General features: G+C 40.8%; 9 protein-coding genes and 1 rRNA gene. 6 read left to right on the top strand and 4 right to left on the bottom strand.

The genetic code is table 11. The features are described 5' to 3' along the window. Window positions 1-14 precede the first annotated feature (14 nt). The 3 genes from dxs to JG479_RS12800 form a co-directional block, all read right to left on the bottom strand. The gene (dxs, locus tag JG479_RS12810) at window positions 15-1,877 is read right to left on the bottom strand and encodes a 1-deoxy-D-xylulose-5-phosphate synthase (RefSeq protein WP_200219447.1); all 1,863 of its coding nucleotides are present in this window, start codon (window positions 1,875-1,877) and stop codon (window positions 15-17) included. Window positions 1,878-1,982: 105 nt separating this feature from the next. Beyond that, window positions 1,983-2,870: a (2E,6E)-farnesyl diphosphate synthase gene (gene ispA / locus JG479_RS12805; protein ID WP_039490432.1), complete on the bottom strand. Its 888-nt coding sequence runs from the start codon at window positions 2,868-2,870 to the stop codon at window positions 1,983-1,985. Window positions 2,871-2,872: 2 nt separating this feature from the next. Further along, window positions 2,873-3,115, bottom strand: coding sequence for an exodeoxyribonuclease VII small subunit (locus JG479_RS12800; RefSeq protein ID WP_002961738.1), 243 nt, complete (start codon window positions 3,113-3,115; stop codon window positions 2,873-2,875). Between the two features lie 321 nt (window positions 3,116-3,436). Between JG479_RS12800 and pomA the strand changes: the two genes are divergently transcribed. From pomA to JG479_RS12780, 4 genes are all read left to right on the top strand, one after another. Then, window positions 3,437-4,204, top strand: coding sequence for a flagellar motor protein PomA (pomA, locus tag JG479_RS12795; RefSeq protein WP_024597197.1), 768 nt, complete (start codon window positions 3,437-3,439; stop codon window positions 4,202-4,204). 2 nt (window positions 4,205-4,206) lie between these two features. Further along, window positions 4,207-5,127 (top strand): flagellar motor protein MotB, encoded by a 921-nt coding sequence (locus tag JG479_RS12790; RefSeq protein ID WP_024597196.1) that lies wholly within the window; start codon window positions 4,207-4,209, stop codon window positions 5,125-5,127. A 204-nt stretch (window positions 5,128-5,331) separates the two neighbouring features. Next, window positions 5,332-5,847 (top strand): hypothetical protein, encoded by a 516-nt coding sequence (locus JG479_RS12785; protein WP_024603830.1) that lies wholly within the window; start codon window positions 5,332-5,334, stop codon window positions 5,845-5,847. A gap of 42 nt (window positions 5,848-5,889) precedes the next feature. Further along, a complete protein-coding gene (locus tag JG479_RS12780; protein ID WP_200219446.1) occupies window positions 5,890-7,830 on the top strand; it encodes a DNA topoisomerase III in 1,941 nt (646 codons plus the stop codon). A 76-nt stretch (window positions 7,831-7,906) separates the two neighbouring features. On the opposite strand, the gene JG479_RS12775 is transcribed toward JG479_RS12780, so the two are convergent. Beyond that, window positions 7,907-9,217 (bottom strand): M20 metallopeptidase family protein, encoded by a 1,311-nt coding sequence (locus JG479_RS12775; RefSeq protein WP_200219445.1) that lies wholly within the window; start codon window positions 9,215-9,217, stop codon window positions 7,907-7,909. Between the two features lie 111 nt (window positions 9,218-9,328). Between JG479_RS12775 and JG479_RS12770 the strand changes: the two genes are divergently transcribed. After that, on the top strand, window positions 9,329-10,186 hold the full coding sequence (locus JG479_RS12770; protein ID WP_002961723.1) for a tetratricopeptide repeat protein: 858 nt from the start codon (window positions 9,329-9,331) through the stop codon (window positions 10,184-10,186). A gap of 935 nt (window positions 10,187-11,121) precedes the next feature. Then, window positions 11,122-12,657: ribosomal RNA gene (locus tag JG479_RS12765) — 16S ribosomal RNA — on the top strand. Window positions 12,658-12,715 lie beyond the last annotated feature (58 nt).

The following is a 12,715-nucleotide window of genomic DNA, read 5'->3' as shown; positions in this document are numbered from 1 at the left end:
AAATGTATAGGAAGTTAATTAATAAACGCCTTAATAGCGTTTAATATTCCTTGCTCGCCTAATCCCATTTCATCGTGCATTTCATCTTGCGTGCCGTGTTTAATAAACTCATCAGGAATACCTAAGTTAAGGATATTAATATCAGCTTTTTGCGTTGCCAAGTATTCGTTAATTGCAGAGCCGGCACCGCCAGCAATAGCATTATCTTCAAGGGTTACAATTACATCGTGGCTAGTTACAAGCTCATTTAAAAGTGCAGTATCAAGAGGTTTAATAAAACGCATGTTAACAAGCGTTGCATCTAATTCATTTGCAGCAAGCTGTGCATTATCAAGTAATGTACCAAATGATAAAATTGCAATTTTACTGCCTTTCTTAATTGTATCTGCCTTACCTATTTCAAGCAGTTGCATAGTGCTTTCGATGTCTGCAGTACCTGCGCTACCTCGAGGGTAACGAACTGCAACAGGGCAGTTTTCTTTATAACCGGTGTATAGCATTTGGCGGCATTCGTTGGTGTCGCTTGGTGCCATAATTACCATATTTGGAATACAGCGCATAAAGCTTAAATCGTACGCACCTTGGTGAGTTTCACCATCGGCTCCAACAATACCAGCGCGGTCAATGGCAAATAATACAGGTAAGTTTTGCAGTGCAACATCATGTATTAATTGGTCATACGCACGTTGTAAAAAGCTCGAGTAAATAGCAACAACAGGTTTTAAACCTTCACAAGCAAAACCAGCCGCTAAAGTAACAGCATGCTGCTCTGCAATGGCCACATCAAAGTATTGATCTGGAAACTCTTTAGAAAAACGTACCATGCCAGAGCCTTCGCGCATTGCTGGCGTAATAGCCATTAACTTGCTGTCTTGCTTTGCCATGTCGCATAACCAATCGCCAAAAACTTTTGAAAAAGTAGCAGCGCTAGGTTTAGATTTAGGCAGGCTAGTTGTGCTCGGATCGAATTTTGGTACACCATGGTAGCCAATAGGATCGGCTTCAGCCGGTTTATAGCCCTTACCTTTTTGCGTTTTTATATGTAAAAGCTGTGGGCCTTTTAAATTACGCATATTACGTAATGTATCTACAAGCATGTTTACATCGTGACCATCAATTGGGCCTATGTAATTTAGGCCTAATTCTTCAAAGAAGGTTCCCGGGATCATCATGCCCTTAATGTGCTCTTCCATTTTACTGGCAAGTTGTTTTACCGGAGGCACACCTGAGAGTAACTTTTTACTGCCTTCACGAATGTTAGTATAAAAGCTACCTGATAGAATTCGGGCAAAGTGATTTGTTAATGCGCCAACATTTTCAGAAATCGACATTTCGTTATCATTTAAAATAATAAGCATGTCTGATTTTACATCACCTAAATGATTCATCGCTTCAAATGCCATGCCTGCGGTGATAGCTCCGTCACCAATAATGGCTACAGATTTTCGACCTTTGCCTTCTTTTTGGGCGGCAATAGACATACCTAAGGCAGCTGAAATAGAGGTGCTTGAATGGCCTACGCTAAACGTATCGTATTGGCTTTCATCGCGAAAAGGAAAAGGGTGCAAACCGTCTTTTTGGCGAATAGTGTGCATTTGGTCGCGACGACCTGTAAGGATTTTATGTGGATAAGCTTGGTGACCCACATCCCAAACTAGGCGATCGTCTGGAGTGTTATAAACATAATGTAGCGCAACGGTTAGTTCAACCGTCCCTAAACCAGACGCTAGATGACCGCTACTTTGCGACACTGAGTTGAGTAAATAATCGCGCAGCTCATTGCTAAATGCAGGGAGTTTGTCTTGCGCTAAGTCACGCAATTGGGCTGGCTCGTCAACCAAATTAAGTAATGGATACTTGCTACTATCAAGTGTCATGGTTTTATATATATCCTTCGCTAACATTAATTTATTCAAAGCTTTTACGAATAATTAATGTTGAGTAATAATGTCAGTGCTAATTGCAATACGTATGAGCAAAAATTAGTGGTCACGCTCAATTAGGTAATTTGCTAGCGACGCAAGAAGTGTTGTGTCAGCATCTATATTTGCCAACGCTTCATGGGCTTGTTGTATTAAATTTTGCGCCTTTTCTTTAGCGCCTAGCATACCTAATAACGCCGGATATGTCGCTTTATTCGCGGCAATATCGGAGCCTTGTGGTTTACCTAAAGTAACCGTATCGCCTTCAACATCTAAAATGTCGTCGTGTACTTGAAACGCCAGCCCTATAGCATACCCAAAAATGCTTAAATTTTCTAAGGTTTGTTGATCTGCCTTTTCACTGCACAGTGCACCAAGTGTAATTGCACAATTAATTAAAGCTCCTGTTTTTAGCTTATGTATTCGCTCAAGCTCTTGTACGGTAATTACTTTATCTGTTGCTGCTATGTCAAGACCTTGTCCGCCTACCATGCCCTCAAGGCCTGATGCGTGGGCAAGCGTAGCAATCATTTTTACTTGTGTTTGCGACGAGCATGTAAATTTGTGATTCGCAATAAGCTCAAAGGCGAGTGTTTGTAGGGCATCACCGGCTAAAATTGCATTTGCCTCGCCAAATTCTATATGGCAAGTAGGGCGGCCACGGCGTAAGTCGTCATCGTCCATAGCAGGCAAATCATCATGAACTAGCGAATAGCTATGGATACACTCAATTGCAGCAGCAAGTACATGTAAGTCTTGCTGGTTTGCACCGAGCATTTTACCTGTGGCATAAACTAAAAATGGACGTAATCTTTTACCGCCATTAAATAATCCATACTGGGTGGCGTTCTTTACCGTTTCTTCAGTATCGAGAGGCTGTTTAAAATGCTGCTGTAAGGTCGCTACTACATCTTTTTGAGCACGTTCGATATAATTATTTATGCTCACAGCTATTCCATATCATTATCAAAATTCGTAAGAACTGACTTTTCGCCATTCCCCATCAAAATTGATACTTTTTGTTCTGCTTGCTGTAATTTACCTGATGAAGCACTTGCTAATGCAATTCCACGCTCAAATTGCTTTAACGATTGCTCAAGCGATAAGTCACCTTGTTCCATGTCACTAACGATTGTAGATAATTCTTCTAGTGCTTGTTCGAAACTTAAGTTTTCAGGTTTTTTAGTCGCCATCTTTATTTCAGCTTACATAATAAATTTAGGGGTCAATTTTAGGGGGAATGCTAAACTAGGTCAAAGGATGATATTGGTTTTTTACCTTTATAACGTTAAATTATATTTCAAGTGTATTAATAAAGCCTTAATAGCGGTCTGTTAGTTTAATAAATCAATTGATAATTAGGTAGCCCTTATAACTTGATCTAAAATAGTGCTAAAGGCTGCTTTTTATGTTTATTTATAAAAATGGCTTAAGCAATTCAATATGTTGCCGATAAGCAGTTAATAATAAAAGTTTATGATAAGGCCATTAAGCATGAAACTTCTGGAGGAAATGTGGATTTAGCAACCATAATCGGGATCCTAGGCGCAATTGGCTTAATTGTCATGTCTATGTTTATGAGTAGTAGCGGTGAAATGGCTATGTTTGCCGATGCTCCTTCTAGTGTAATTGTATTTGGTGGTTCACTTTTCATTGTTTTATCAAATTTCACCATGTCGCAGTTTTTGGGTATAGGTAAAGTTGTTGCTAAAGCGTTTATGTTTAAAATAGAAACGCCAGAAGAACTTATTGAAAAAGCAGTAGAACTTGCTGATTCAGCTCGTAAAGGGGGGTTTTTAGCACTCGAAGAAGCTGAAATCCCGAATCCATTTATGCGCAAAGGCGTCGACATGCTTGTTGATGGCCATGACGCAGATGTTGTTCGCGCCACACTTCAAAAAGATATCTCTTTAACCACTACTCGACATGAAATGGGCGCAGGCTTATTTAAGTCATTAGCCGATATTGCACCAGCAATGGGAATGATTGGTACTCTAATTGGCTTAGTTGCAATGTTATCTAACATGGATGACCCAAAAGCAATTGGCCCGGCAATGGCGGTAGCGCTTTTAACAACTTTATATGGTGCGTTTTTAGCCAATGTTGTGGCAATTCCTATTCAGGTAAAACTTGAACTGCGTAAAGACGAAGAGGCTATGAATCAGCGTTTAATTTTAGATGCTATTTTAGGTATACAAGATGGCCAAAATCCAAAAGTAATCGAAGGTATTTTGAAAAATTACTTAGCTGAATCTAAACGCAAAGTAGATACCGAGGAGTAATTATGTCTGATCAAGAGTGCAAATGCCCACCACCAGGCCTACCAGCATGGATGGGAACATTTGCCGATTTAATGTCACTGTTAATGTGCTTTTTTGTACTCTTGCTTGCGTTTTCAGAAATGGATGTACTTAAGTTTAAACAAATTGCGGGCTCTATGAAGTTTGCTTTTGGTGTGCAGAATAAAATTGAAGTAAAAGATATCCCTAAAGGTACCTCTGTTATTGCTATGGAGTTTACCCCAGGCAAACCAGAACCCACTCCAATAGAAACTATTCAACAACAAACAGTAGAAATGACTCAACAAATGTTAGAGTTTCAGGCTGGAGATGAAAGCTCAGCTGGCGGCAGGCAAGAACAGCGCGGGGACAAACGTGGTGGCGAATCTCGTAGTACTTCTCAAGAGCAATCGTCAGAGCAAGCAACTTCAGCGGCCGATCAGGAACAAACTAACGAGCTCGTAAAAAAAATCGCGCAGCAGCTTGAAAAGCAAATAATAGATGGTGCAATTGAGCTTGAATCTTTAGGGCAGCAAATAATTATTCGTATTCGAGAGAATGGTTCATTTCCTTCGGGTAGTGCATTTTTACAACCTAAGTTTAAACCCATAATTCAAGATATTGGTGTACTGTTAAAAGATGTACCTGGCGAAATAACTGTATCTGGCCATACAGATGATTTTCAGGTGTCGAATGAGTTATATATTAACAACTGGGACTTATCATCAAAGCGTGCCGTAGCAGTCGCAAGCGAGCTGCAAACGGTGCAAGGGTTTGATAAAAACCGCATGATGGTAGTGGGTCGGGCTGATACCCGTCCACTTGTTCCAAACGATTCAAATGAAGATCGCCGCAGGAATCGCCGAGTAGAAATATCTATATTACAAGGTAAAGCAAAAGAGTCAGCGCCTATTGATGTACGTTAAGCTATTGCTTGGTATTATATCTCACTACTTTTTGTTTTAATTTAGGGTACTTAATTGCCTAAGCATCTTGGCAATTTCATCATTTTAGCTTACAGTACATTTCCTTAACATATGTAATGGAATGCCCGTGAATAAAAAATATAAGTATAGCGATATGCCTGGAAATGGTACTGGCGGAGATGACGATAAGACGAAAGAATAACAATGCCTTTATGGGTTGATAAGGTAATTACATTTCTTGAACTTAGCTGGGTTTTATTTTTAATCCCAGCTATTGTTGTTTTCTATTTGCGTAAAGATTTTTTAGCATTACGATTTGTATGTGTCACAGGTGTATTTTTCTTATTTGGTGCACTTATATACGATTCTTTAAAAGAGTTTGATAAAGATATTTATATATATAGATATCTTGTCTGGGCGTTTAATGACATAGCTTGGATGGCTTTAATTGCCTATCTTGGGATAAAAGATAAAGTTTATTTATGGCAATGTGTGTTAGGTCAGTTGGTTGTTATAATGGCACCAATTTTACAACTTTTTCGCGTTGTTGATCGCCACCTTTGGGATTTATCTTATAGCACGTTAATGTATAAAACGCTTTTACCTTTAATTAATACGCTCACCGTAGTGGTGTGTTATCTTCCGCTAATTTATATTGTAATTAAAAATAATAAGACAGTAACTGGTAATAATCATAAAAAAGCCCCTCCTTTAAAATAGCTGTGCTAAACTACTGTTTATATGAACAGTGGTGAGCAAGCTATGAAACTCTACATTGCAGAAAAACCTTCACTAGGACGCGCTATTGCTGATGCGTTACCAAAACCACATAAAAAACACGATGGCTATATAGAAGTCGCTAACGGAGATTGTGTCTCGTGGTGTATAGGGCATTTACTAGAACAAGCAGAGCCCGATGATTACGATGAGCGCTTTAAAAAGTGGCAGTTTGATCACTTGCCTATAATACCTGAGCAGTGGAAGTTAAAAGCCAAAACCAAAACTCGCAAACAGCTCACTGTTTTAAAAAAATTAATTAAACAAGCCTCGCAACTTATTCACGCTGGCGATCCAGACCGTGAAGGCCAGCTTCTGGTCGACCAAGTAATAGAAGAAGCTAAAATAAGTCAGGCTAAAAAGCAAAGTACGCAACGTTTACTCATTAGTGATTTAAACTTATCGGCGGTAAAGAAATCATTGGGCACAATGCGTTCTAATCGAGATTTTATTCCGCTAAGTGTATCTGCTTTAGCGCGCTCTCGTGCTGATTGGCTATTTGGTATGAATTTAACACGTGCATACACACTAGCTGGGCAAAAAGCAGGGTTTGGTAATGTGCTTTCGGTAGGGCGAGTACAAACCCCTATTTTAGGTCTTGTTGTTAATAGAGATAACGAAATAGCGAACTTTGTATCTAAGCCTTTTTACGATGTATTGGCGCATTTGCTTACTCCAGATAATCAACCATTCATAGCTAAGTGGGTTCCAAGCAAAGCATGTGAGCCACATCAAGATGAAGAAGGGCGAATACTTAACAAAGCTCTTGCAGAAAATGTTGCTTCACGCATTACAAAGCAAAGTGCTGAGCTTACTTCACTCGACCAAAAACAAAAAAAGCAAAGTGCTCCATTACCTTATAATTTATCTGCTCTGCAAATAGATGCCGCTAAAGCATTTGGTATGCCAGCTCAAAAAGTATTGGATATTTGCCAAATACTTTACGAACGTCATAAACTAATTACTTACCCACGCTCAGATAATCGTTATTTACCCAAAGATCACCATCAAGAAGCATCTGCTATTTTAAAGGCAATAAGTGCAAATGGGGGGCAAAGCAGTGAATTAGTAAACGGGGCTGATGTAAAAAAGCGTAGTAAATGTTTTAACGATTCAAAAGTAGCTGCCCATCATGCCATTGTGCCTACGGCTAAGCAGTTAAAGTCAGCGAGTTTGAGCGGTGACGAAGCAAAGGTATATCAATTAATAAGCCGTCATTACTTAATTCAGTTTTATCCCGACTATATATATAACGAAACTAAAGCTGAGGTAATTATTGCTGGTGGGCTTTTTAAGGCAAATGCAAAGCAAGATGTAAGCTTGGGTTTTAAGGTGTTAATGGGTAAATCTGAATTAAAAGATGAAGCCTCGCTACCTCCTTTAACAAAAGGTATGCCTCTTTTTTGCGATAAAGGCGAAGTAGTCGAAAAGCATACATCACCCCCTGCTTATTTTACCGATGCCACATTATTGGCTGCGATGACGGGCATTAGCCGTTATGTTAAAGATCCACAAATTAAAAAGGTATTAAAAGACACTGATGGTTTAGGTACGGAGGCAACACGTGCGGGAATAATCGAGTTGCTATTTAAGCGGCGTTTTTTAAAACGTGAAGGTAAGTCAATTAGAGCGACCGAAACGGGACTTGCTCTTATTAACGTATTACCACAAGGTTTAGCGAGTCCTGATTTAACCGCAAAATGGGAGTCGAGCTTAGGTGATATTGCACAGCAGGCAATGAGTTATCAGCAATTTTTACAGCCTTTACTTGCTGACCTAAATGGGTTTGTTCAATTAGCAGCAAACTGCGATAGCAATGCATTTGCGAAGTTACCAAAAACCTCACCTAAAAAACGTTTTGCTAAACGAGGTGGAAAAGCGACCTTTAAAAAGTCGAGTTATAAAAAAAGCTCTGTTGCTAGTTAGCAACAGAGCTATTTTATTAAACGATATTACTCAACCTGAACTCTGTTTGAGATAGATTTATTATCCAGAATTCAGGTTACTTATTAAATAAAGCAACAGCAGCGTTACTCATTGCTTTTATTCCAGTAGGAATAGCAACTTTATAATCTGGTGCAAATTTACTAGAGTGTAGAGAAGGGAGTACCTCACCTGTTTTTATTGAATCTGCATATTGTGCTTGGTTTACGCCTCCTAGCCAAAAGAGGGTGATAGGGATATTTTCATCGGTGCGCCCGTATAGGCCAAAATCTTCACCCGCCATTACAGCTTGTGTTTCAAGTACATTAGTATCGCCAATTGCGCTGGCAATAGAATTTCTAACAATGTCTGTTTGTGCAGGGTTATTATAAGTAGATGGAATAGATTCATCTTCATGTACATATATTACAGGGTAGTTAGATTCATTTAAGCCAGCACTTTGTGCAATACCTGCGGTGATTCGTTTTATTGCTGCTATCTGAGCGCTTCTTACATCGGGGTTATAGCTTCTAAGAGTGAGTTGTAGTTTTACTTCATCCGAAATCACATTATGTTTTGAACCACCATGAATAGACCCCACTGTAATAACAGAAGGCTCAAGCGGTGAAAGCTCTCGGCTTGTGATTGTTTGCAAAGCAAGTACAGTGCGTGCAGCTATAACCACTGGGTCTATAGTTGTATGCGGATAAGCACCATGACCACCTTTACCTTTAATTGTAATATCGACAGAATCTACACTTGCCATCGTGTATTCATTTTTCATTGATACCTTACCAGCGGGGACGCTAGCGCTTACATGTAAAGCAATTATATGATCAGGTTTTGCATATTTACTAAATAGTCCTTCGCTTAACATCGCTTTAGCACCCCCACCTACTTCTTCTGCAGGCTGTGCAACCATCATTAATGTACCTTGCCACTGTTTTTTATGAGCAATTAACTGCTCTGCAGTTCCAATAAAAGAGCTCATGTGGATATCGTGGCCACAGCCGTGCATTACACCTACTTTTGCACCGTGCTCATCTATTACTTTGACTTTTGAGGCATAGGATTTTCCTGTTTGCTCAATAATAGGTAAGCCATCAGTATCAGTGCGGATCATTACTGTCGGCCCCTCACCATTTTTATAAATACCAACTACACCAAAGCCACCTACATTACTTGTTACTTTAAAACCCAGCTGAGTTAATCTATCTGCTACCTTTTTACCTGTTTTTTGTTCGTGATAAGAGAGCTCTGGGGATTGGTGTAAGTCGAGGTAAAACTTTTCAATAGCTGGCATGGCTTTGCTTAAATTCAAATCGAGTCCATTTGCTTGTACTAATGGGCTTGCTAATAAAAGTATTGCACTTAGGTAAGTTAATTTCATATTTTCCCTTATTGTTGAATATGTATACCGAGTGATTTAGGTATATGACTTGTAATTATTATGTTCACCACCATATAAAAACCTAAATAGACGAATATGGCAATCAATTCAATGAGCAACATAGTTAGTATTAATGCGCAAAACCTTCAACAAGTACTCGGTGAAACATCACAACAAAAATTGGTGTTGCTTAACTTTTTCTCTCCTCAAAGTCCTGACTGCATCGGACAGGCTGCAATTTTAGATAAAGTAGCAGCAGAATATGCAAGCTATATAGTAGTAGCAAACCTAGATTGCGATACAGAACAAGCACTCGCTTCTCAACTTGCGCAACAAGTTGGTCTGCAAACACTGCCTACGCTTGTATTATTAAAAGACTCCGCACCAGTAGATTTACTTGCAGGTGTTCAAAGCGAAGCGCAAATACGCGAAGCCCTAGCAAAGCATTTACCTGCGCAACAAGACTTACTGTTAGAACAAGCAAAGCAAGCGTTATTAAAGTCAGATTTAAATGCTGCATTTAATTATGCAAAGCAAGCTTATGAAATAGACAGCGGTAATGCACGTATCAAGTTAGTGCTAGCAGACATATGTATTCAAATTCACAAGGTAGATGAAGCGCAAGCACTTATAAATACAATAGATGCACAAGAGCAAGATGCTTACTTTAATAATATTAAAGCAAAATGCGAAGCCGCGCTTGAAGCAAAAGACTCACCAGAGATTAAAGAAAAGCAACAACAAGTAGAAAAGTATCCAAATGACTTAGAATTAAAAGAAGAGCTCAGTATTTTACTTAATGAAGCAGGCAGAAAAGAAGAAGCATTGGATGTACTGTTTACAGTTCTACAAAAAGATCTGAACTTCAACGAAGCAAAACCAAGCTTTTTAGCCATTATTGCCTCTTTACCTGATGGCGACGCACTCGCAGCTAAGTATCGTCGCAAATTATATAGTATTTTATACTAGGGTCTGTTGCTCTTTGCGGATTAAAATTTGTTCAAACTAGGGGGGGGTAATCGCGGCGCGAGATTTGTAACCTAGTGGGCTCGGTAACTGCTCCTGCGTTACCCTACTGGCTTACATCCATGTAAGAATAAGTCAAAACCGAGTAACAAAGAGTAAATAGCCCCTAGGAAGAACCCTTTGGGCAGCGCCTGTTTGGCATTAATGCTACGTTATCGCCTATTTATGGGGAGTAACCACACTACATAGGCTCTGCCTTGCCTGAATACCAAACAGGCTGCTGCAAATTTAACCTTGAAAGATAAACAGACCCTAGATTCTAATAACTATTACTTTTGAGAAGCACCTACATAAGGTGCTTTTTGCATTTTTAAGGTTTTAATTAATAGCTTTAGTATGGTTTAGCTATGTAAAAACAAGAGTTATCAACAGGGTTTTGTGGGTAACTTGTGCTTATCATGTGTACTTGCTTGGGGCTTAATTTTAATTACTATTTTATGCAAATAACGCTTGCGTAAAATCCGCCGCTCCCTATAATGCGACCCCACTGAGACGGGAAACAGCAACGCATAGCGAGGCACGAACAACTCAGGGTGTTAAGTAAAACTTAGAGTGAATCTTTTTAGAAAGTTTAAATTTAAGTATTGACAAAAAAATAGGAAAGCGTAATATGCGCAGCCCCTAGCGAGATAAAGTTCAACTTTATAATCGCAACGTTCTTTAACAATATAAAGCAATCATCTGTGTGGGCACTCGTACAGATTGAGTTCTAACAGCCAAACTACTTAGGTAGCGAGGCAAACAAATTAGAGTCTCAATTGAAAACTGAGTGACCAACAGAATAGTTATTTCGGTAATTATTCGGCACAGTCAATTCAATATCGAAAGATATTAAAAAATTCAGAATTCATTGAGCTGTCGAAAGACATAAAACTTTTTAATTGAAGAGTTTGATCATGGCTCAGATTGAACGCTGGCGGCAGGCCTAACACATGCAAGTCGAGCGGTAACAGAAAGTAGCTTGCTACTTTGCTGACGAGCGGCGGACGGGTGAGTAATGCTTGGGAACATGCCTTGAGGTGGGGGACAACAGTTGGAAACGACTGCTAATACCGCATAATGTCTACGGACCAAAGGGGGCTTCGGCTCTCGCCTTTAGATTGGCCCAAGTGGGATTAGCTAGTTGGTGAGGTAATGGCTCACCAAGGCGACGATCCCTAGCTGGTTTGAGAGGATGATCAGCCACACTGGGACTGAGACACGGCCCAGACTCCTACGGGAGGCAGCAGTGGGGAATATTGCACAATGGGCGCAAGCCTGATGCAGCCATGCCGCGTGTGTGAAGAAGGCCTTCGGGTTGTAAAGCACTTTCAGTCAGGAGGAAAGGTTAGTAGTTAATACCTGCTAGCTGTGACGTTACTGACAGAAGAAGCACCGGCTAACTCCGTGCCAGCAGCCGCGGTAATACGGAGGGTGCGAGCGTTAATCGGAATTACTGGGCGTAAAGCGTACGCAGGCGGTTTGTTAAGCGAGATGTGAAAGCCCCGGGCTCAACCTGGGAACTGCATTTCGAACTGGCAAACTAGAGTGTGATAGAGGGTGGTAGAATTTCAGGTGTAGCGGTGAAATGCGTAGAGATCTGAAGGAATACCGATGGCGAAGGCAGCCACCTGGGTCAACACTGACGCTCATGTACGAAAGCGTGGGGAGCAAACGGGATTAGATACCCCGGTAGTCCACGCCGTAAACGATGTCTACTAGAAGCTCGGAGCCTCGGTTCTGTTTTTCAAAGCTAACGCATTAAGTAGACCGCCTGGGGAGTACGGCCGCAAGGTTAAAACTCAAATGAATTGACGGGGGCCCGCACAAGCGGTGGAGCATGTGGTTTAATTCGATGCAACGCGAAGAACCTTACCTACACTTGACATACAGAGAACTTACCAGAGATGGTTTGGTACCTTCGGGAACTCTGATACAGGTGCTGCATGGCTGTCGTCAGCTCGTGTTGTGAGATGTTGGGTTAAGTCCCGCAACGAGCGCAACCCCTATCCTTAGTTGCTAGCAGGTAATGCTGAGAACTCTAAGGAGACTGCCGGTGATAAACCGGAGGAAGGTGGGGACGACGTCAAGTCATCATGGCCCTTACGTGTAGGGCTACACACGTGCTACAATGGCGCATACAGAGTGCTGCGAACTCGCGAGAGTAAGCGAATCACTTAAAGTGCGTCGTAGTCCGGATTGGAGTCTGCAACTCGACTCCATGAAGTCGGAATCGCTAGTAATCGCGTATCAGAATGACGCGGTGAATACGTTCCCGGGCCTTGTACACACCGCCCGTCACACCATGGGAGTGGGTTGCTCCAGAAGTAGATAGTCTAACCTTCGGGAGGACGTTTACCACGGAGTGATTCATGACTGGGGTGAAGTCGTAACAAGGTAGCCCTAGGGGAACCTGGGGCTGGATCACCTCCTTATACGATTTAGAACTTATTTGTTCGTAGTGTCCACACAGATGATTGTTAATTAGTGCTT

The organism is Pseudoalteromonas sp. LC2018020214 (genome assembly GCF_016598755.1).
In the GTDB taxonomy this organism is placed as follows: Bacteria; Pseudomonadota; Gammaproteobacteria; order Enterobacterales; family Alteromonadaceae; genus Pseudoalteromonas; species Pseudoalteromonas distincta.
The sequence above is the reverse complement of the archived record's forward strand: the minus strand, read 5'-3'. Positions and strand labels throughout refer to the sequence as shown.